This window comes from Schaalia sp. ZJ405, from assembly GCF_011038885.2.
In the GTDB taxonomy this organism is placed as follows: Bacteria; Actinomycetota; Actinomycetes; order Actinomycetales; family Actinomycetaceae; genus Pauljensenia.
In genome coordinates, this window is record NZ_CP064952.1 from 1824613 (window position 1) to 1846218 (window position 21606).

General features: G+C 56.2%; 20 protein-coding genes. 5 read left to right on the plus strand and 15 right to left on the minus strand.

The window, feature by feature from the left end; genetic code table 11:
- Positions 1–39: 39 nt before the first annotated feature.
- Positions 40–1164 carry a GuaB3 family IMP dehydrogenase-related protein gene (locus G7Y41_RS07665; protein WP_165316098.1) on the minus strand — a complete coding sequence of 375 codons (1125 nt, stop codon included), beginning with the start codon at positions 1162–1164 and terminating at the stop codon, positions 40–42.
- Between the two features lie 140 nt (positions 1165–1304).
- Here G7Y41_RS07665 and G7Y41_RS07670 point away from each other — a divergent pair, with 140 nt between their 5' ends.
- Positions 1305–2018, plus strand: coding sequence for an exonuclease domain-containing protein (locus tag G7Y41_RS07670; RefSeq protein ID WP_165316097.1), 714 nt, complete (start codon positions 1305–1307; stop codon positions 2016–2018).
- Positions 2019–2118: 100 nt separating this feature from the next.
- Here G7Y41_RS07670 and G7Y41_RS07675 read toward each other — a convergent pair whose 3' ends face one another.
- The 3 genes from G7Y41_RS07675 to G7Y41_RS07685 form a co-directional block, all read right to left on the minus strand.
- Entirely contained in the window at positions 2119–2808 is a 690-nt protein-coding gene (locus G7Y41_RS07675) for a transaldolase family protein (protein ID WP_165216335.1), read from the minus strand.
- Between the two features lie 223 nt (positions 2809–3031).
- Positions 3032–4561, minus strand: a complete 1530-nt coding sequence (gene guaB / locus G7Y41_RS07680) for an IMP dehydrogenase (RefSeq protein ID WP_165216340.1) — start codon at positions 4559–4561, stop codon at positions 3032–3034.
- Positions 4562–4633: 72 nt separating this feature from the next.
- The gene (locus G7Y41_RS07685) at positions 4634–5575 is read right to left on the minus strand and encodes a MerR family transcriptional regulator (RefSeq protein ID WP_165216342.1); all 942 of its coding nucleotides are present in this window, start codon (positions 5573–5575) and stop codon (positions 4634–4636) included.
- A 316-nt stretch (positions 5576–5891) separates the two neighbouring features.
- Here G7Y41_RS07685 and G7Y41_RS07690 point away from each other — a divergent pair, with 316 nt between their 5' ends.
- From G7Y41_RS07690 to G7Y41_RS07700, 3 genes are all read left to right on the plus strand, one after another.
- The gene (locus G7Y41_RS07690; protein WP_165216343.1) at positions 5892–6188 is read left to right on the plus strand and encodes a WhiB family transcriptional regulator; all 297 of its coding nucleotides are present in this window, start codon (positions 5892–5894) and stop codon (positions 6186–6188) included.
- A gap of 326 nt (positions 6189–6514) precedes the next feature.
- The gene (locus G7Y41_RS07695) at positions 6515–7390 is read left to right on the plus strand and encodes a DsbA family protein (protein ID WP_165316096.1); all 876 of its coding nucleotides are present in this window, start codon (positions 6515–6517) and stop codon (positions 7388–7390) included.
- A 72-nt stretch (positions 7391–7462) separates the two neighbouring features.
- Complete coding sequence (locus G7Y41_RS07700; RefSeq protein ID WP_165316095.1) at positions 7463–8350, plus strand: cytochrome c biogenesis CcdA family protein; 888 nt, start codon at positions 7463–7465, stop codon at positions 8348–8350.
- Here the strand turns inward: G7Y41_RS07700 and G7Y41_RS07705 are convergent.
- From G7Y41_RS07705 to groES, 11 genes are all read right to left on the minus strand, one after another.
- Complete coding sequence (locus G7Y41_RS07705) at positions 8340–9179, minus strand: HpcH/HpaI aldolase/citrate lyase family protein (RefSeq protein ID WP_165316094.1); 840 nt, start codon at positions 9177–9179, stop codon at positions 8340–8342. The genes G7Y41_RS07700 and G7Y41_RS07705 overlap by 11 nt on opposite strands.
- Positions 9176–10387 carry a CaiB/BaiF CoA transferase family protein gene (locus tag G7Y41_RS07710; RefSeq protein WP_165316093.1) on the minus strand — a complete coding sequence of 404 codons (1212 nt, stop codon included), beginning with the start codon at positions 10385–10387 and terminating at the stop codon, positions 9176–9178. Before G7Y41_RS07710 ends, G7Y41_RS07705 begins: the two co-directional genes overlap by 4 nt.
- The gene (locus tag G7Y41_RS07715; RefSeq protein ID WP_165316092.1) at positions 10384–12405 is read right to left on the minus strand and encodes a formylglycine-generating enzyme family protein; all 2022 of its coding nucleotides are present in this window, start codon (positions 12403–12405) and stop codon (positions 10384–10386) included. Before G7Y41_RS07715 ends, G7Y41_RS07710 begins: the two co-directional genes overlap by 4 nt.
- A gap of 44 nt (positions 12406–12449) precedes the next feature.
- Entirely contained in the window at positions 12450–12626 is a 177-nt protein-coding gene (locus G7Y41_RS07720) for a hypothetical protein (protein ID WP_165316091.1), read from the minus strand.
- Positions 12619–13965 (minus strand): ADP-ribosylglycohydrolase family protein, encoded by a 1347-nt coding sequence (locus G7Y41_RS07725; protein ID WP_165316090.1) that lies wholly within the window; start codon positions 13963–13965, stop codon positions 12619–12621. The genes G7Y41_RS07720 and G7Y41_RS07725 overlap by 8 nt, the downstream gene beginning before the upstream one ends.
- Positions 13962–15134, minus strand: a complete 1173-nt coding sequence (locus tag G7Y41_RS07730; RefSeq protein ID WP_165316089.1) for an ADP-ribosylglycohydrolase family protein — start codon at positions 15132–15134, stop codon at positions 13962–13964. The genes G7Y41_RS07725 and G7Y41_RS07730 overlap by 4 nt, the downstream gene beginning before the upstream one ends.
- Positions 15135–15221: 87 nt before the next feature.
- Positions 15222–16505, minus strand: coding sequence for an ABC transporter substrate-binding protein (locus G7Y41_RS07735; RefSeq protein WP_196819490.1), 1284 nt, complete (start codon positions 16503–16505; stop codon positions 15222–15224).
- 59 nt (positions 16506–16564) lie between these two features.
- Positions 16565–17395, minus strand: coding sequence for a carbohydrate ABC transporter permease (locus tag G7Y41_RS07740; protein WP_165316087.1), 831 nt, complete (start codon positions 17393–17395; stop codon positions 16565–16567).
- The gene (locus G7Y41_RS07745) at positions 17392–18153 is read right to left on the minus strand and encodes a carbohydrate ABC transporter permease (protein WP_231367272.1); all 762 of its coding nucleotides are present in this window, start codon (positions 18151–18153) and stop codon (positions 17392–17394) included. Before G7Y41_RS07745 ends, G7Y41_RS07740 begins: the two co-directional genes overlap by 4 nt.
- Before the next feature lie 202 nt (positions 18154–18355).
- On the minus strand, positions 18356–19408 hold the full coding sequence (locus G7Y41_RS07750; RefSeq protein WP_165316085.1) for a LacI family DNA-binding transcriptional regulator: 1053 nt from the start codon (positions 19406–19408) through the stop codon (positions 18356–18358).
- A 297-nt stretch (positions 19409–19705) separates the two neighbouring features.
- A complete protein-coding gene (gene groES / locus G7Y41_RS07755; protein WP_165216346.1) occupies positions 19706–20002 on the minus strand; it encodes a co-chaperone GroES in 297 nt (98 codons plus the stop codon).
- 311 nt (positions 20003–20313) lie between these two features.
- Here groES and G7Y41_RS07760 point away from each other — a divergent pair, with 311 nt between their 5' ends.
- The gene (locus G7Y41_RS07760) at positions 20314–21570 is read left to right on the plus strand and encodes a class I SAM-dependent methyltransferase (RefSeq protein ID WP_165316084.1); all 1257 of its coding nucleotides are present in this window, start codon (positions 20314–20316) and stop codon (positions 21568–21570) included.
- Positions 21571–21606 lie beyond the last annotated feature (36 nt).

Consider the following 21606-nt stretch of genomic DNA (forward strand, 5'->3'; position numbering starts at 1 on the left):
CTCTTTCACCAACGCGCCTATACCGCTCAATATCCTCATTTACGAGGGCGAGTACGGCGACACAACGACCTGGACTTTCTGGAGGTCCTTAACCTCAACGAACCCCGTTGATGCCATTGTTCGCTTCAGAGCACCAACAAAGTTCAATGATCCGTCTGCACGCGTCGAAGGCCCGTAGAGGATCTGTTCGAGCGTACCGGTGGTTCCCACATGAACGCGTCGTCCTCGTGGCATATCAGGATGCGTGGCTTCCGATCCCCAGTGCCATCCGCGTCCGGGAGCTTCTTCTGCGCGAGCCAGTGCCGCTCCCAGCATCACGGCATCTGCCCCACAGGCGATTGCTCGCGTGAGATCACCCGAGCGTCCGATTCCTCCGTCAGCAATGACATGCACGTAGCGTCCGCCCGATTCATCCATGTAGTCACGTCGAGCCGCCGCCACGTCAGCGATTGCCGTGGCCATAGGGGCGTGCACCCCAAGGGAACGTCGCGTCGAATGTGCAGCTCCCCCTCCGAATCCCACGAGAACACCCGCAGCTCCGGTGCGCATGAGATGAAGCGCGGCTGTGTCGGTGCAGACTCCGCCAACGATGACGGGAACGTCAAGCTCGTAGATAAAGCGCTTGAGGTTGAGGGGTTCTTGCCGCGATGACACGTGTTCAGCAGAGACAGCGGATCCACGAATCACAAAGAGATCAACCCCGGCATCGACAACGGCACGCCAATACTTTTGTGTGCGTTGGGGTGAGAGCTTTCCGGCGACAACCACTCCGGCTTCGCGCAGCTGCGTGAGTCGCGCGGTGATGAGTTCCGGTTTGATCGGTTCGGAATAGATGTGTTGGAGCCGAGCAATTGCTTCTTCTTCAGTGAAGTTGGCGATGTCGTCAAGGATTGACTGCGGGTCCTCATATCGTGTCCACAGGCCGTCGAGGTCAAGAACGCCGATGCCCCCAAGCTTGCCGAATTGGATTGCGGTTTCCGGGCTCATCACGGAATCCATAGGCGCAGCCATAATCGGGATATCAACGTGATAGGCGTCGATTTGCCAGCCGACGTTAACGTCTTCGGGGTCGCGTGTGCGGCGTGCGGGGAGGAGGGCGATATCGTCAAGAGAATAGGCTCGTCGTCCGCGTTTTCCTCGACCGATTTCTACTGCGTCACTCATTGGATAATTTTATCGTGTGTCAGTGTCAGGATCGGTTGTTTCCACATATCATCCTCGCTTCATCGGAGCATTGACCCGTGGAAGCGGACGCAAATGCCGGTGGGAGACGGCACACTAGGGGTATCGAGAGAGGAAGAAATATGTGGACACAGGATCCGTGGCTTGGTTTTGACACTGAAACAACTGGCATTTCCGTTCGCAGTGACCGGATCGTCACAGCCGCCCTCATTCTCCGTATCGGTGGGGCTCAACCGGTTGGACCGGATCAGGAACGAACGTGGTTGGCTGATCCGGGAGTTGAGATTCCGGCCCAGGCAACGGCTGTTCACGGCATCACCACCGAACATGCTCGCACGCACGGTCGTCCCATCGACGAAGTACTCGAACAGGTGACCGCCGCCTTGGTCACGCATTGGACGAAAGGGTTCCCCGTCGTTGCTTTCAACGGCTCCTATGACGTCTCAATTCTTGATGCTGAGCTTCGCCGTCACGGCCTGGCATCCCTCGCCCAACGCCTCAACGGGGCTCCGATGCTTCTCATTGATCCTCTTGTTCTTGATCGCAGCGTCGACCGGTACCGCAAGGGGAAACGGACGCTGACGTCAATGGCTCCGGTCTACGGGGTGAGGGCATCCGACAACGCTCACACCGCGGAAGTCGATGTTGCGATGACCCTTGATGTGCTCGCCGCTATGGTGGACAAGCACCCGAAACTTGCGGCGATGACAGCCGAGGAGCTTCACTCATTCCAAGTCATTGAACACCGCAAATGGGCTGAGAACTTCATGGAGTTCCTGCGTCGAAACGGCAAGGAAGCACACATCGATCCGAATTGGCCGATGAGTGAGCAATAGCAGCGGGTGTGGCGGTCAGACGCAGATCTGCCTGACCACCACACCCAGTGGATGATTCACGCGTTCACTGTTGGTGCGGTTTCGGTCAGCGAAAACCCACTCACTGTTCGTTAATTAGCTCCAACCACGAACGCTTCTCGCCGATGAGCGAACGGAAGTCCCTGTTCTGATCGGCAATTGCCGCGTCCGTTGCCGGATTCTTAATGAGCGCCGCCAAGACGTCAGGCGCTGCCGTGATCGCCCCAACGCCCTGGCGGACCAATTCGAGGACCTGCTCGGAATTCTTGAAGCTGGCCGCAAGAACGTCAGTGGTCATGCCGTAGCTCTTGAGCGTCCGGTGAATCTCCGTTGCAACGCGCACGCCGTCAATACCGTAGTTATCCATGCGGTTAACGTAGGGAGCCACGTAACGAGCACCCGCCTTCGCCGCAATAAAGCCCTGCATCGATGAGTGAATACCCGTAGCCGTTACCTGCATGCCTTCGCGAACGATCCGCGGAATCGCTGCGAAACCGTCACGGGTAACGGGAAGTTTAATGAACAGGTTGCCTCCGATTTCCCCTCGAAGAGCCCGCGCCTCGGCAACCATGTCATCTGCCCGCTCGGAGACAATCTGGACGTGAAGCTGTGCGCCTTCAGGAATCACGCTTTTGATCGCGTGAAGCACCTCAAGCGGTTGCTTGCCCTCGCGGTAGAGGATCGTCGGATTCGTTGTCACGCCATCAATAGGCATGTATTCCAGAGTCCGTTCAATAGATTCAACGTTTGCGTGATCGATGAGAATAAGCATGGACGACGTCCCTTTCCCCGTTTAACAGACGGGATCATGAGATTGATTTCACCATCACTCAGACTACTGGCGATCTGCGCAGACAATATGGGACCCTCGATCACTATTGTTGAATACAATAACGATCGAGGGTCCTCACATCGACAAGCGGTGGGCGTAGGGCGCGCCTCGTCCTCGTCCCTGGCGAATGAACGCGCAGAATAACCGCGGGAAAACGGGAGAACTACTTGCTATTGGCTCCAGATGAGTGGTAGTTCGGTGCTTCACTGGTCATCTGCACATCGTGCGGGTGTGATTCGCGCAGACCCGCAGAGGTGATGCGAACAAAACGACCGTTGGCCTTGAGTTCTGAGATTGTTGACGCCCCCAGGTAGAACATTGTCTGGTGCAGTCCGCCCACAAGCTGGTAGATCACGGCAGCCAACTGGCCGGTGTAAGGAACCTGTCCCTCGATCCCCTCGGGAACGATCTTGTCATCGCTCTTGACGTCAGCCTGGAAGTAGCGGTCCTTCGAGTAGGACTTGCGTCCACGCGAACTCATGGCACCTAGGGACCCCATGCCGCGGTAGCGTTTGTACTGTTTGCCGTTCGTGAAAACAACTTCACCGGGAGACTCCTCACAGCCTGCCAGGAGCGAACCGAGCATCACTGTGTCGGCACCGGCAACGAGGGCCTTACCGATGTCTCCGGAATACTGGAGGCCACCGTCTGCGATGAGGGGAATCCCCGCGGGGCCGCACGCCTTCGCCGCGAGATGAATCGCGGTAATCTGCGGGACACCGACACCGGCAACAACACGCGTTGTGCAGATCGATCCCGGTCCGACACCAACTTTCACCGCGTCAACACCAGCATCGATGAGTGCCTGGGCACCCTCGGTTGTTGCCACATTTCCACCAATAATTTCGACACCGTCAAATACGGGATCGGCTTTGATGCGGCGAATCATGTCAAGGGCGAGGGCAGCTCCGCCGTTGGCGGTATCCACAACGAGGACGTCGACGCCGGCCTCGGCAAGGGCTGTGGCACGCTCCCAGGTGTCCCCCCAATAGCCCACAGCCGCTCCGACAACGAGGCGCCCGCGGCTGTCTTTCGTGGCATTCGGATACTGTTCGGTCTTGACGAAGTCCTTAACGGTGATCAGACCGGTCAGGCAGTCACTGTCGTCAACGATCGGAAGTTTTTCAATGCGATGCTCAGCGAGAAGAGCTTTCGCTTCCTCACGGGAAACACCGACTTGCCCAACGACAAGGCGTTCCCGAGGAGTCATGCAGTCACGAACACGCAGTGTTGCCCATTGACTCTCAGGGACGAAACGCAGATCGCGGTTCGTAATGATGCCCAGGAGCTTGTTGTTCGCATCCACGACGGGAAGTCCTGAGACGCGGTAGTGACCGCAGAGATCATCGAGCTGCTCAATCGTTGCGTCAGGTCCCACGGTGACGGGATCTTCCACCATTCCCGACTCGGAGCGCTTGACTTGGCGAACCTGAGCCGCTTGTTCCTCGATCGACAGGTTGCGATGCAGGATTCCGATGCCGCCTTGGCGAGCCATCGCAATCGCCATACGCGCCTCAGTCACCGTGTCCATCGCCGCAGATAGCAGCGGTGTGCGCAAGGTAATTTTTTGCGTCAGACGAGACGTGGTGTCAACGGAGGAAGGAACAACGTCCGTTAGCTCAGGGAGCAGGAGAACGTCATCGTAGGTCAGGCCGGTCAGTCCAAATGGATCGTTCGCGTAAGTGTCACCCATAGGGTGAGTCTAGATCGAATCGTCTGCTCGGCTCGATCAAAAGCCCGGTGAAAAGGTCTCGAGTGGGGTGTCTCACGGGTGGTCGTGACTGCCTGCCTGGAGCGTGTCCGCACCGGGGGCCAAGAGCGCAACGACCTCTTCAACACAGGCCGCAACAGTGCGCACACGAAGCACTCGATCCCGCACAATATCCGGGCTATCGGCGCCGACGAGGACAGTCTGGAGATCGAACTCATTCGTCAGCGACATGAGCATCGTTTCGCAGGCATCACCCGCACCCATGAGGATCGCAACATCAGGGTTTCTCTGATGAATGTGCTCACCGATGCGCGCACGAGTGTCGAAGCCCTCCACATCTTCAGACGACACCATTCTCACGTCCATGCCGTACCACGCCAGCGCAACACCGATGACCTGCATCGGAAGCGAATGCGCTCGGTCAGTCAGGAGCATGACACGCGGAGCTGGCTCCACGTGAGGGGGAGGACAATGGTCAAGAACCTCCCCGAGGACGTCCACAAATCGCGCTTTGAGACGCGAAATCTCACCCGCACCGGGGAGGACTCCTTCCGGGGATGACCGCAAGAGGCGAAGTGCCGGGGAGACTAAGCGGCTCCACGTGTGGACGAGACCATGTTCACGCACTGCCGCTTCAAGGGATTCCATGACGATGTCATGTTTACGGTCACGAGCAATCTCAATGAGTTCGGCAACCGAAGCCGGAGCCTCGACATCGCTGTAATGTTCATGCCTCTTCGGAAAACTTGCAATCACTGTTGCCGCGGCATCCGACGTGGCCACGCCTGATCGGATGAGTTCGACCATGCGGGCGAGCCGCGCAACGTCTTCGGGTAGATACCGCCGATGGCTGCCAGCTTGCCTCTCTCCGGGTCCGAGGCCATATCGCCGTTCCCATGTGCGCAACGTTGATGCGGAGATACCGAGTTTGACGGAAACCGCCGTTACGGAGAGCGGGGTATCAGGAGTATCCGTGAAGAGCTGTGCTCGTGGCATGTCCCGTCCTTCGTTTCGACGCGTACAAATATCTCCTTCATTATCTTTCGTCTCAGACGGTTCGGCGACTTTTGGAGTCGTCTTTGCGCAAGTTGAGGACACCACCAACCTCAAACTTGTTCACTAGTTGTTCACCCCATGTGGATAATTCCACAGAAAATCCGCACATTTTTCAGCAACTCCCCTCTTTCCTGGGAAAACGCTGGCAATTCTTGAAAGGGCATTGAATAACTAGTGCATAAGTCAGTAGACTGGAGCACGTTAGTCCTGAGGGCCACCCCTCAGTTCACCAACAGATCCGAAGGGAGGGATCCGCATGACCGATGTTTCGCGACTTCCAGGCCCAATGATTGATGCATGGGATTGGCAATATCAGGGCGCATGCCGTGACCTCGACACTGAACTTTTCTTTCACCCTGAAGGCGAACGCGGGTCCACACGCCGCCGCAGGGCAGCCAACGCTAAGGCAATCTGCGCGACCTGCCCAGTTATCGAGCAGTGCCGTGAATACGCACTCTCAGCCCAGGAGCCCTACGGCATCTGGGGTGGAATGACCGAAGAAGAACGCCGAGAGTACGTGAAGTCCACTGCTCGGATGCGCCGCGCTTCCTGACCGGCAGGGCGCCTGTCCATTCATACGGGGTCGCTTCGGCGGCCCCGTCTTTTGTCTCCCACATTCACCAAACACTCACCCCAACATTCAGCCCGCAATATGCAGCGCAGCATACGGTCTGGCTCCGACGGTGACCACTGTCAGTATTCAACCCGCAGTGGTTGCACCGCACGCTCAACATCATGTGCGCCGGTCATCTGAGCGCGAGCGAAGTCGTCCTCGTCAATACATGATTGAGTGCTAGCCGCCCTCGTGCCACACTAGGGCAACAGAGGTAAACCTAACCCAGCGAGAAACATCCGACCGAGGAAGACCACCCAGAAACGATGACAGAGAATCACACACCCGTCCCACCGGCTAGCGATGCCCCCGTACGGCAGCGATCAGCGCGAACGATGACAACACTCCTGCTTGCGCTCATTGCCGTGATTGCCGTTGCCGTCGTCATCGCCGTCTCTGTCCTCAATTCTTCAACAATGACAGCGTCCGAGTCCGGTGACAGCGCGGCCACCAATTCCGCCCCCAGTGACGGCGGATCAGCGCCAGCAACGAATAACGCACAATCCGACAACTCATCACCGGATGCGGTCGCGAGCTCGGGCACTCCCGCTCCCACGCAAACCGACCCGCAACTTCTCGAATTTATTCGCTCCGAAGCGCATCGCGACCCCGAGGACGGACAGGCACGCGGAAAGGTCGACGCACCGGTTGTCATGGTCATTTACTCGGATTTCTCCTGCCCGTACTGCATACTTTTCGCTCAGAAAGTCGCGCCAGGACTTGAAGATCTCGTCACCGATGGAACGCTCCGCGTCGAATGGCGCGATCTCGCACAGGTTTCACCGACGTCACCCTTGGCAGCTCAAGCCGGCATTGCCGCAGCCAAACAGGGGAAGTTCTGGGAATTCCACGATGCGCTCTACGGCCCGGCAGACCCAAACACTCACCCCGAATACACCCAGGATCTGCTCATTGACGCAGCAAAGACAGCCGGAGTTCCCGACATTGATGCCTTCACGCGCACAATGAATGCTCAGGACACCGTCAGCGCCGTAGCCGCATCCAAGCAGCACGCCTACTCCATTGGCGTCACCGGCACCCCGTTCCTCATCATCGGCGACAGCTTCATCTCCGGTTACAAGGAGCTACCCGATGTACGTGCAACCGTTCTCGACCAGGCCGCCCGTGCGAAAAACCGCTGACACGACGAGGCCCGCTCCCCCTCGCGAGACCCTCAGGCCACTGACTCCGGACCACAGACCAGGCGCTCACTGATGATCGACACGATTGCACCTCTTGCAGCATTTCTCGGCGGAGTATTCACACTCTTCGCTCCGTGCTCCATCATGCTGCTCCCCGCATTCTTTGCCTACGCCTTCACCTCGAAGACCACACTTCTGGCACGCACCGGAATCTTCTGGCTTGGACTGCTGACCGTGCTTGTCCCAATGGGAGCAGCCGCCGGAACCGCCGGAGCATTCCTGCGTGACCACATGACAGTGATCATGCGGGTCGGCGGAGTGTGTGTCGCCGTCTTCGGCATCCTTCAGATCCTTGCTGTCGAAATCACGCCCCGCAGACGCAAGGCCCGAGGTTTCGCGCGAAACGACACCGCTCACCCGCTGTCGATCTACATCCTCGGCATGACCTACGGAGTTGCGGGGGTCGGATGCGCAGGACCGATCCTCGGTGCTGTGCTCCTCGTTGCGGGATTCTCCGGAGATCCCCTCTCCGCCGGATTCCACATGGTTCTTTATGCCACCGGCATGGCGGCACCGCTCGGCCTCCTCGCTGCGCTCTGGACAGGAGCCAACCTCTCCCAACGCGCATGGCTGCGTCCTCGTCCCGTGACGCTGCTTGGCCGTCACACAACGCTGCTCAACATTGTTTCCGGTGGCATCTTCTTTGCACTGGGCGCCGCACTTGTATTCTTCGGCGTCTCAAACCCACTCGGCGGCCTCGTCGGATCAGAACGCCTCGCCGCATGGGAGCAACACATTATCGCCGTGGCCAACGGTATTCCCGCATGGGTGGTCATTGTTGGCCTCGGGACTCTTGGCGCCGGTGGGGTACTGGTTTTTCTCTCTCGACGCCGGAATGCCCAAAAGGCAAACTCTGAAGGCTCCGGCACCGATCCAGACAACCCACCCGTTACGAAATGATCGCCAGAATCCTCCGAGCCGAATCAATCATCGCAGCGTCGATGAATGAGCCATCGGAAAGAACTGCGACGCCCTCGCCCACGTGATTCGCTCCCTCAAGACGCTCAAGTACTTCCCGCGCTCGTTCTACCTCATCATCTGAGGGGGTAAACACCTGACGAATCGGTTCCAGCTGACGTGGGTGAATGGCAGCTCGACCAAGCATTCCCAGCTCTGCGCCGCATCGACATGAGCTCATAAGCCCATCGATGTTAGAGATATTGGGGAACACTGACATCGCCACGGGTCGCAATTGCGCCGCGCGAGCAGCGATTACCACTCGCGATCGCACCCAGTTCATTGCCTGTTCGGAACGAATCCCCGTGTCGGATCTCAGATCAGATTCCCCGAGACCTATAGCAACAATGCTGGGTGATGACGTAGCGAGCTCGAACGCCCGCTCAACCCCGACCGCGCTTTCGAGAAGCAAAGTGAGATCCCGCGGGCCACCGGATAGGGAATCCACCTGTTCGCTCAGATACCGAATACTCTGAGGAGATTCAGCCTTGGGAAGACGCACCCCCACATTCCTCGGGAGCGCAGACACTGCCTGAACGTCGGCATCGTGCCACGGAGTACCGTTCGCGTTAATGCGCACCTCGACGGCTCGGTCCTCCACTTCCTCAAGTAATTCAAGGTTGCGGCGTGCCTCACTCTTAAATGCCGGGGCAACCGCATCTTCGAGGTCGACGATGACAACATCGGCAGGAGAATCCAGTGCCTTCTGCATCCGATCAGGACGGCTCGCGGGCACGTAGAGCCACGTCAACGGAATCTGATTCTCATTCATTTGATGATCTCCGCCCGACGAAAGGCATCTTCCTCTTCGACGGAATATCCAAGTTCATCCAACAGTGCACTCGTGTCGCATCCATGTGGACGTCCGGTGAACGCAATCGTTGCCGGTGCATTCGAGAAGCGGAAGAGCGGACCTTGCATCGCCATCTCACCGAAGTCTGGATCGTTGATGGTGTGAATTGTCCCCAGCGCATTGAACTGTGGATCCCCAACGATATCTTCAGCATCATAGATGGGAGCGATTGCTGCTTGCGCTCGGGTAAACGCCTCAATAACGTCGCTTTGTGTGCGCTGCGAAATCCACTGCCCCACATACTGATCAAGAAGGTCCGCGTGTTCAGCCCGTCCCTTCCCCGTTGCAAACCACGGCTCGTCAATGACCTCTGGGTGCCCAACAAGAGTCAGTACTCGCTCCGCAATTGATTGCGCTGATGTTGAGACCGCAACCCACTGATCATCAGCCGTGGGATAAATATTCCGCGGCGCATTATTCGTCGACCGATTCCCCGTGCGAGGCTGGACTTCGCGCAGCTGATCCCATCGAGTGATCTGTGGGCCGAGCATGGCAAGAATCGGTTCGATGATCGCCATATCGATGTCACCACCACGCCCGGTGACATCACGGTGACGAAGCGCAACCATGACAGCGTAGGCGACGGCAAGCGAGGCAATACCATCGGCAAGTCCAAATGGGGGCAGCGTTGGGCTTCCGTGAGCTTCACCTGTCATCGCGGCAAATCCGCTCATTGATTCCGCGAGGGTACCGAAGCCGGGACGACGCCGATATGGTCCAATCTGGCCGAATCCTGTCACTCGTGCCACCACAAGACCGGGATTGACTTCACGCAAAGTGTCAGGAGCAAGGTTCCACCGTTCAAGGGTATCGGGCCGAAAATTTTCAATGAGCACATCGGCCTTTTCAACCAACCGAAGCATGATTTCACGGCCTTCAAGCGAATTGAGGTTAATGGTCATGCATTCTTTGTTGCGTCCGAGGGTCTTCCACCACAGGTTGATTCCGTTTTTAGCCGCTCCGTGACCGCGAGAAGGGTCTGGTTTGCGGGGATGTTCAACCTTAATCACGCGTGCCCCCATGTCCCCTAAGTGCATTGCTGCCATAGGTCCAGCAAAGAGGGTGGACGCGTCGATAACTGTGAGCCCGTGCAGCGGGCCTTCCTCCTGATGACGTGAAACAGTCATGAATTCTTTCCATCAAATGCGACTCTGAAACCAATGCTGCGTGAACGCGAAAGACCCAACCCTGGGATGAGATATTTCGCGGAAAATCTCGAATCCCGCACTCCTCCATCGAAGTACCACTCAGATTCGGAAAGTGAGAAGTCGCAACCGCCCTTGAGAATGCAATAGCGAGTACGTCCGTCACTTCGTTCCGACTCGGTCCAGTTCCAAACGGCGGGAGTAAGCCGAGCAAAATCTCGATTCTCCCCAGCGAGCTGCCACTCATCTTCCGTGGGAAGACGTCCTCCTTTCCACCGACAATATGCGCGGGCATCATCGAGTGACACATAGGTCACTGGAGCATCAGGATCAACGTCGCCGCGCATCGAGGCTTCCCGCAGGTGCGGGACAAAACGATGTTCGACCATCGGCTGATATCCGCTGTCTTTGAGGAACTCAGAAAATTCTCTATTCGACACTTCCCTGCGTGAGACATAGACCTCGTGATCCGCTTCATACGCTCGTTCGAGGGTTCTCGGATCGTGCAGTCGCGGAACCAGAGGTTTCCATTCATCAACATACGGTGCTTCGTCGTAGATTCCGGTTTCTCGAGCCCGATATCGAACCGTTAAGCGGTGCGTCCCGGCGTCGATTTTCACCGTTTCTTCATCAGTCACGGTGTTGGTATCCGCTGCATTGAGGGTGGGTGATGCAGGGCTAACTCTCCGAGCCGGCCTATAGGGGAAACGGTCGTTCGCAGTGTAAGGAATGCGCGCAACGTCCTCGGCAAGGCGTATGAACCGTTCCGTGGAAGCTTCACGCGGTAGTTCGATAACAGCGCCGATGGAGCGTGCGGGAATCGTCACTGTGACTTGGGAGGCCACCTCGCCTGTCACCATATCGATCTGCCGGTGTCCATCCTTTACCTCAACCGGTGCGAGGGTGACATCTTCTTTGCTCCGATTGACGAGGGCGAACAGCATGTTTTCTCCCAGGTCATATCGGAATGCATACACCTGAGAAGCCTCTGCCTCGTCACTTAACGTCACCAGAGGAGTCATCTCGCCGTCAAGAAGAAAATCTGACAATCCACGCTGGAGGGCAAGCATGCATTTCACTGTGGAGCAGTCTCGCGGATTCCACCCAACCCACACTCCGAACACCACTTCCCACACCATCATGCCCACGCCATTGAGCCATGCCGATTGGAGTTCTTCACTGTGATCGCGGTGCCAGCGCCGGATATGGTGAAGCATGTGGCGACGCTCAAAGTAGTGTGTTTTGACCACTCCGGGTACGTGGGAATCAGCAAAGAACTGAGCCCATGAGGACGAGTGGTCTGTCACTCGCTCAAGAAGGACACGGGATTCTCCTTCGAGGACAATCCCCGGGTTCGCGCGTTCCAATGATTGAACAAGTACAGAATCAGCGGTTTTGAGAGTATCGAGAAACACCGAATCGATTCCGAAGTCCCGGATGACTGCCGCGAGTTCTTCGTGGTCTGGTCCGCCGCGTCGGGTCTGTGTGTCCCACGGATTATAGTCAACGGCAACTTTCACACCTCGGGAATGAAAGTGATCGACAAGTTCGTCAAATCCAGGGATATCCCGGTAGTAGTCCCACTGATTTCTCTCATCCAGTCCGATAATCGGATAGGCATGCCACAGAACTACAGCGTCGAGCCCTCCAAATTTTTCAATCGCATCATCGATGAAACGATCAGGAGTGAAGCGCTGCTCCTCAAAGTCGAACAGAAGTTCATCCCATATCCACACCTGGGAAACAGCAAAAGCCGAGTGAGCCCACTGAGCACCGGGACGTTCGTAAAACTCCCCCGAATATCCGAGTCGCTCTCGCGCTTCCTCACGCCATGTGCGCAGCTGGGAGCGCCACCGATCACGATCCGCTGCATGGTCAGGGGCAGCAAGGATTTTTGCCTCGTCAAGGATCGATAAGTCTGCTTCCTCGGCAAGAGGAACCGGAGTCGGCATATCGATTGGCCGAGGGATCAGAGAATTAAAACTATATGAATCAGCCATAATGTTCAGCTTCCTGGAACGTCAGTGAGATGAGGAATGGGTGGTTATGCGCCGTATTGCGTCGTCGCTAAAGATCCGGCGATCGAGGCAACCTGCGCAGCCCGCACTGAATGTTCCCCGGGCGAGCTCTGCATCGGAGCCCCTTTCACCTGGTCTTGGCGTACGAGAAACTGGGGCGGAGCATCGAGGTTCCCATGTGCAACCACGAAAACATCAGTCATTATTCGCCCTCGCTAATGCCACGGTTCTGGCAATAACGTCGTCGATGCTGCACCCATTTTTTCCTGGGAGCGATGTTGCGATTGAATTATTCAGCGGAGCCGTGTACTCGTCTCCAATTCCATTGAGTCCACAGAAGGCACCGATCACTCCGCCGATTGTGGCTCCAACCGAATCGGTATCCCATCCCGCTGCGACACCCGCGTGGATCCCCTTCCAGAAGTCCCCGCCTGAGAATTCCAGTGCAAACGCGATAGTCGCCGCATTGTTGAGAACATGGACCCAGTGATGGTGACCGTATCTGTCATGCAGTGCGTCAAGCCCCGCCTCGCAATCAGTAGTTGATGCAGCGCATTCACGGCCAAAAGTCACCGCCTCGTGCAGCGCGCTTGTTGAGGAGATAACGGTGAGTGATACGTCGAGTGCTTCACTTATCGTTGACTCACTCATCGCGGCCGAGCAGAGCGCCGCGGCCCACATCTCGCCATAAATTCCATTGCGCGAATGCGAAATTCGTGCGTCTTTCCACGCAAGGTAAGCAGCCCGATGAGGTTTGCCCGGATTGGTCCACCCAAAGACATCAGCACGAATAAGCGCCCCGATCCATTCGCGGAAGGGATTCAGTCGGTGTCCGCATTCGGGTACGGGCCGCGCATCAAGAAGGTTGCGATACGCAGCGCGTTCAGCGGTGAATACTCGTCCCGCCGGTAGGTTATCGAGCCACAGTTGGGCAACATCATCCGAGGTAAATTCAGGCCCTTTCGTCTCTAAAAGTTCAAGGGCAAGCAGCGGATAGTTGATGTCGTCATCCTCTGGGGTGCCGTTGATGTTTTCAACTAGCGAATTCACTCGTGAGCGACGATTCCACGGCCATCTCTCCGCTATATCACCGGGGAGTCCCTCTTGAGTGAAGTAGCCGTGAATGGGCCAATTTCCCGTTGCTTGAGCAATAGCTCGGATCCCCTGCCGAGGAATCTTTTCAACAGGTTTACCGCTGACGCATCCGACGAGTCGGCCATACCACGCACCCCGGACTCGCACCATATAGGTATCCCACTGGTTTTCTCGTAACTTCACACCGTCCTTGAAATCGGGAGCATCGAACACCGCTTCGATACGCGCCGGATTATCGAGGGTATCCAGCTCATGCAAAATCGTCCGAGCAAGTTCGCGTAAGTGGCAATCTGCCCCTATCGGACTTGCTCCAGAGACCTGTGCAATGAGTGATCCTCCAGCGTCGCGCCACGCGTTGATGATGTTCTCCGGGACAATCCCCTCGTCACCGAGTGCCACCAGTTCGTGAGCAACGAGGTCTTCCGGCTGAGCCCAGGTAATTCTCATCGGGCACCACCCGTGCGGATGGTATCTTTCATTTTCACGATATTCACCAAACGTTGGTGGTCATCACGCATGATGTTCTCAGCTGCCTCGCCAAGTGTCTTCCCGAGCCCACGCAGATCAAGATTCGAGGCGAGAGAAATGTCGTTGATCCATTGATCGGGTACCTGTTCGATTCCGCCCAGCGCTGCGCAAATTGCTCCTGCCATGACTGCGATGGAATCGGCATCGCGTCCATAGTTGATTGCTGAGAGAACGCAATTCTTATAGTCCCCATCGAACGCCGCGACAAGACCTAATGCGATAGGGAGTTCCTCGATGGCCTTCGTACGGGAAGGACGACGAGCATCCATACTCATCTCACGATAAGTATCCCCCACCGTATCGAAAGGCTTCACCGCCTCACGAAGTGCATTATTGAGCTGAATGATGTCCTCGTCTTTTGTTACCTTTCCACGCCATTTCAGCCCTTCGGCAACGACCGCTTCAATCGCGGTCTTCGTCCCGTCGTGCGCGAGGTAAATCGCCGTTGCGAGGACGCCATCCGCATTGGCAGATGGGATGAGCGCATGAGCGACAGCGCCCGCGTAAACACCCGCCGCCTCGCGTCCATAGGATGACTGATGGGCACCGGCCATATCGATGGCTTCGTTATAAGCGCCTTGCGGGTCCCCGGCGTTGACCACGCCGACGGGAGCCATGTACATGGCAGCCCCGCAGTTCACGATGTTGCCAACTCCGGCTTCCCTCGGGTCAACATGCCCATAATGGAGTCGCGCAACAATCCATTTTTCCGCGAGAAATATGCGCTGTAAAAGGAGTTTCTCACTTTCAAGTTCGGGAATCCACATTGGGTTTCCGATCAGGCGTGGAGTTACCTCGCTTGCCATGTCATATGCAGTGAGGTGGCGACGGGTCTTCGCGTACACGTCGATGATGACGGAGGTCATCAGGGTATCGTCGGTGACGTGACCGTCCCCTTTGTGATACGGCGCGATCGGACGAGCGTGTTCCCAATCTAGGTAATAGGGTTCAACAATTCCCTTGACAAGACCTCCCCACCGTTCGCGAATCTGCTGTGGCGTCCATCCCTCTGTAGCTCCTCCAAGCGCGTCACCAACGGCCGCACCCGCAATGACCGCCTGTGCTCGTTCGTGAATGTAGGTCGTCATATTGTCCTTCTCCTCGAAATGATGTGCTCGTCGGGGTGTGCCCGGCGCGGACCGGGCACACCTCGGAGTGGGGAAATCTTGGAAACTCTATTGTCCTGAGATGTCGTTCCATCCAGACGTCAGTTGCTGTTGGAGCTGATCACGTTCGATTTCCTGCGCGAAGTACTGCTGGAATGCCGGTGTGGCTACTGTGTCTTTCCACTGTCCGTAGAAATCGGCGAATAGGTAGGGCGCATCAGTCATATATTTGCCCGACTTCAGGATTGTCTCCCAGGCAGGTTGATCCGAAAGATTCTTCGCCATGATGTCCTGTGCAGCGGCTGATGCCGGAATAAGAGCATCGGCCTCATTGATTTTTGCAAGGTTTTCGGCCTGGACGAAGTAGTTGATGAACTTTGCGGCTTCTTCAGCATGTTTCGAGTCGACATTCACTGAGAGCGTTTGAGGATTCGCTGCTTGTTTTGCTCCCGCCGACCCTTCGAGCGGAGGAAGAACCACCCATTCGAATCCTTCGGGAGCATCTTTGGCAATGTTCGCTGCTTGGTAGGATCCCTGGATCGTCATGGCAACCTGTCCCGCATAGAACGAGGCAAGAACCTCCGACCCCGATTGCGTCAGCGACAGTGGCTGTAGTGTCTGATCCTTGAATGCCATATCGTGAACAATTTGGGGCAGCGAGAGTTCTCCATCTGCAACCTTAATCGTTGCTTCTCGTCCGGTTCCTTCGAAGAAGGTACCGTCAAATTGCGGCCCCATCGCCATCATCGCGGCCGTGGGGCTCTTGAGTCCCCAGCCCAACCCAAAGACATCGCCCTTTGTCGTTGCCTTTGCGATTTCCTGAAGTTCACTCCACTTCATTGTGTCGCCGGTTGGAATTGTGACACCCGCTTGATCAAGAAGGGTTTTGTTGGCAAAGACGACATAGGACTGGAGTTCCGTCGGGGCAGCAACGATCTTGTCATCAACCGTGACTGAGCCCATGACTCCTTTCGGAACATCTGAGACGAATTTCGAGTCAAGAAGTTCGGTGAGGTCTGCGAGATATCCGTCTCGAGCAAAGGCAACGATGGAGGCTGCCTCGTAGTGAATAATATCTGGCGCTGCCCCGGCATTGAATTGGGTAATCAGCTTGTCGTAGATGCCGTCCCAACCGGCGGGAACGATCTTGACCTGAACATTCGGGTGTTCTTTATTCCACGAATCAACGATTTCTTTGGTGACCTCGATTGCACCACTTTGGTCCGAAAGTGACTGAAAGGTCAGTTCGACGGGGTCAGAAGGAGAGGAAGCCTCATTGCTTGCTCCTGCTGAACACGCGGCCATCGCGAAGGCGGACGCTGCCGCTATCGCAAATACCTTGAGATGACGCATGGTGGTTCCTTTCATTGGGTATTACTCAATCTGTCGAGAGATATGAACGTGTGAGAGTTTCAGCCTTTGACAGCGCCGGCCATCATTCCGGAGATGAGTTTTCGTTGCATGATGGTGAAGAAAATGATCGAAGGGATAGCGGCAAGAACGGAGCCGGCAGCGAGTGGACCGAGAGCAACCTTGCCTTCTCCACCGATGAACATCTTCAGGGTGATGGGGAGCGTGTAGTTTTCAGGGGATTGCAAAAGGACGAGTCCAAAGAAGAATTCGTTCCATGAGGAGACGAAGGCAAACAACGCTGTTGCAACGATTCCCGGGGCAAGCAGTGGGAAAACGATCTTCATGAGCACCGTCCACCTGGATGCGCCATCCATCGCACCAGCTTCTTCTAAATCGAAGGGAATATTCGCGACGTATCCCTGGAGCATCCACAAGGCAAAGGGCAATGTGTAGGTGGTATGGACAAGGGTGAGCCCGACGAGTGAATCCGTCAGGTTCATTGCCCGCAGGATGAGGAACAACGGGAGAATGATGAGGATTACTGGGAATACCTGACTAACCATCACCCACGCTGATCCAATTGCTCGGATTTTTCCACCGAACCGAGCCAGCAGGTAGGACGCGGGCAGAGAAATAGCAACAACAAGGAGCGTTGATGCTAACGCAACGAGAAGCGAATTCACTGCGGAACGTATGAGCCCTTGTTTTTCAAGCGCAACCGAGTAGTTACTCGCCGTGAATTGCTGGGGAATGATGTTGACGGATAACGAGTTGAGTTCCGCAGATGACTTGAAGGAGCATGAGATCAGCCAGATGAGAGGGAATGCCAGAAAAACGATGAACGCCGCAAGGAGAACATATTGACCGATTCGCCCAAGTGTCCGTGTCATTTCCCTTCCTTCCCTTCACGTAGTTGCAGCTTCAGGTAGATCGCAAGAAGTATCGTTACGATGACAACGAGGATGAGCCCCATTGCTGCTGCATACCCGATATTCCGATTCTTAAATGCTTCAATGTAGGTGAAGAGCATCGGAAGCATTGTTCTCCCACCGGGGCCACCTTCCGTCAGCACATAGACAAGCGAGAAGGAATTGAAGTTCCAAATAAAGTTGAGCGAGCTAATTGCTGCAATGATTGGAACCAGCGATGGAAGAGTGACGTAGCGGAATCGACTCCAAGCACCTGCGCCATCAATCTGCGCCGCTTCCATAGTTTCAACTGGAATTTGTTGAAGCCCCGCCAGCAGCGTCACCGTTGTCTGCGGCATCCCAACCCATACACCAACAACAATGACCGCTGGAAATGCAAGCGAGAATGATCCCAACCAGTTGATACCTGAGGGAAAACCGAAGAATCCTAGGAACGCATTGATCGGCCCTGCATTGGGTGAGTACAACATCCGCCACATGATTGCAACAACAACGGGCGGCATCGCCCACGGGATGAGCGCAAGAACTCGGGTCAATCCCCGAAAACGCAAATTTGCGTTGAGGAGCAGTGCGAGGATCATTCCAAGAATCATTTGGAGAACCGTGACCGAAACCGCCCAGACTAGTCCAATCTTGAAAGATTCCCAGAACATCTCGTTTCCAGCGAGCTTCTGAAAGTTATGAATTCCGACGAATTGATAGTGTGGATTACGAGTCAATCGCGCATCTGTAAATGCCAGACAAATCCCAATAAGCAGCGGTATAACAGAAAACAAAAGAACGGGAATGAGCGACGGCATCGCAAGAGCTATCGCTTCATTGCGACGTTCTTTATGCCGAAGCGATTGCGACGATCTGGAAGGCTTTCGAGCGAAGCGCTTTCGTGCAGGTTGAGATTGGTCAACCGCACGCGTGCGTGTTTCAGCTGCCATGCTCATTCATACGCTCCTCTCCGCTTGTTGATTCGGCAATGACTAACGTCGGTTCAAGGAAGGTAGCTTGGGGTTCCAGTTCAGGATTATCGAAGCGATCAAGAAGCCGCTGGGCCGCAGCCTTTCCACGATCCACAGCATGGAGCGAAACACTCGTAACGGACGGGATCATGACCTTTCCCAGGTCAATCGCATCCATTCCCGTCACCGCTACATCGGTGGGCACCGTCATTCCTGCGCGGATCAGTTCGCGAATAACACCGATAGCCAAGAGATCATTTGCAGCAATGACTGCACGCACACCCGGGACGGCAGCACTTCCTTCCCACAAACGCACAATTCTCCGGCCTGCCTGCGAACCGTCATCGAGGGTAAAGTCATCCACCCGAAGAGTCCGAGCCGACTTCACGCGACTACCAGCATCCTCGACTGCTTTATCAAAACCGTTTTGCCTAGCTGCACCCGGTCGAGTCTCCAGTGGACCATTAACGAAAACGAGGTCGGTATACCCCAATGCCAATACGTGCTCTACCGCAAGGACAATTCCCGCAGTTGAATCCGTAGCAACTGTGTCAAAGTCACCGTCCTCCACTGGCTGTCCGATGAGCACAACAGGAATGGGGCTTTCATTCAATGCGACAACCAATGCATCATTCACTCGGACCGTCGACATGATGACCGCATCGATAGAGCCATTAGAAAATGAACGCACCACGTCAAGTGCGCGGGTTGCGTCGGAATCGATAGGAAGCACGACGACTCGATATCCGGCCGGCGAGAGAACTTCGGTAATCGCCTTGAGCATCTCGACATATACCGGGTTTCCAATGTCCGGAACAGCGAAAGCGACGTTCATTGTGCGTCCTGCGCGCAAAGCACGCGCACGAAAATCGGGGATGTAGCCGAGTTCTTCAGCTACCGCATGCACTTTCGCAACAACGGCTTCGCTGGCACCCGTGCCACGCATCGCACGCGATGCCGAACCGATCGAGACTCCTGCACGCGCAGCAACTTGAGCGAGAGTTGGTTTCCGAGAGTCCATATCCTCACCTTCGAGGTTGGAAACGATTCCAATTTGACAAGATCGAGTATCACAGACTCTTCCAGCGCTTGTCAAGCACCAATGTGATTCACCTAGAATTTAGGCACAATATCGGCCAGTTTTGGACATCTAAAGCTTGGAGTACCACGTCTCATCTGCTATTGGAATCGTTTCCGCTTCAGCGGCAAACAAACCCCCGCACCCTCCCTAAGAAAACGTCATCTCATATCTGAACACACAACAAAACCCCGAGGCCTCCATACGGAGAAGCCTCGGGGTGATGGAAGACGCGTGGAGTCAGCGCTCAACGATCGCGAGCACGTCGCGAGCGGAAAGAATTTGGAACTCCTGACCGTCGTACTTGACCTCGGTGCCACCGTAGCGGCTGTAGATCACGACATCGCCGACCTTGACGTCGACGGGCACGCGGTTACCGTTGTCATCAACGCGGCCGGGGCCGACGGCAATGACTTCACCTTCCTGCGGCTTTTCTTTGGCAGTGTCAGGGATGACCAGACCGGATGCGGTGGTGGTCTCGGCCTCGACCTGGCGGATGACGATGCGGTCCTCGAGGGGCTTGATGGAGATCGACACTGTCGTACTCCCTTTCTTTTTCACGAAGAATTGGATCGTCCCTTGCCTGCCGTCGCGGGGGTCAGGAGTGGGACCCGACCGCGGCCTTGAGCCGCGTTCTATTGTCGAGTTTAGGCTTGCATTGGCACTCGAGCAAACTGAGTGCCAGTTTCGGTGTGCGCTCATCGCGAACAGGCCCTCCCCAGGTGCCGCGTCCTAAGAGATCAGGGCGATCCCTCCCCCAGCCTGGGTTCCTAGGCCCCACCTTTCCTACGAATACCCATGTGTCATTGACGAGGACGAGCGCGGCCTCAACCCCGTAGACTCATCGAGTGCCCTCGATTCTTGACCCAATCACATCGTCACCCGGCTGGCAGCTACTCCAGTCATTAGACCAGCGCCTCTCAACCCAGGAAGACCTGTCGCAGTCGCAACCCGTTGACACCGTGGCACTCGTTCACGCTTTAAGGAAGTCAGGAGTCGACGCATCATTAGCGTCCGCACTCGCCTCCCAAATTGAGCTACGCCGGCACGCGCGCACAAAATTTGGCGATTTTGCATCTTCAATGGTGTTCACCCGCGACGGCTTGGAACAGGCAACGCGAATGATGGTCGCCGCCCATCATGCGGGACGTTTCCGGGATGGGGGTGCTTCATTCGTTGCGGACCTGGGGTGTGGAATCGGTTCGGATTCCTTGGCCATCGCGGGCCTCGGGTTACGGGTACTTGCAGTGGATATTGACCCGGATGCAGCAGCTGCGGCAGCGGTGAATCTTCGGGCCTTTGACTCGGCGGAAGTCCAGCAAGGGGATATTGGGGATCTCTCCTTCGATGACCTGCGTCGGCGCGGCGTTGATGCCATCTTTGCTGATCCGGCACGCCGGTCAGGTTCCCACAAAGGTGGCGCTCGGATCACAGCCCCACAGAAGTGGTCACCGCCGCTGTCCACGGTGCTTGGCTGGGCCGATGTCATCTCGCGTGTCGGAGTGAAGGTAGCCCCGGGCCTCCCATACGACGCGATCCCGCGTGATTGGCACGCTCAGTGGGTGAGCGTCGACGGTGACCTGGTGGAAGCCTCCCTGTGGAGCCCTGCCTTGAGTCCCGAAGGTCCGGGGCGTTCGGCGCTGGTCATTTCTGGCGGACACGCCCACGTCCTGCGTGACACCTCGTCCTCGTCCCCAAATGATGCTGCGAGCGCTGTCGAGGTTGGCGATCTTGCGGACATGATTGCAGAGCCGGACCCTGCGGTGATACGTGCAGGGGGCCTGGCCACATTAGCTAACGACCTGGGTCTTCACATTGTGTCTGAGAAGATCGCCTACCTCAGCGCCAACGACATCGCACCGTCACCATTCCTCACGCGCTTTCACGTGCTCGATGTTGTCCCACTCAAAGCAAAAGCCATTGCGAACTGGTGTCACGCCCACGACATCAAGTCGCTGGAGATCAAGAAACGCGGAGTGAACATCGACCCAGCTGCGCTGCGTAAATCTCTCAAGCTCCAGGGTTCACAGTCTATTTCTGTCATATTGACACGTATCATGGGACGACATCGCGCAATTTTTGTTCAACGCTGCACAATTAAGTAATGTGCGGGCTTCCCCTTGAGGGGAGTCCACACAGCA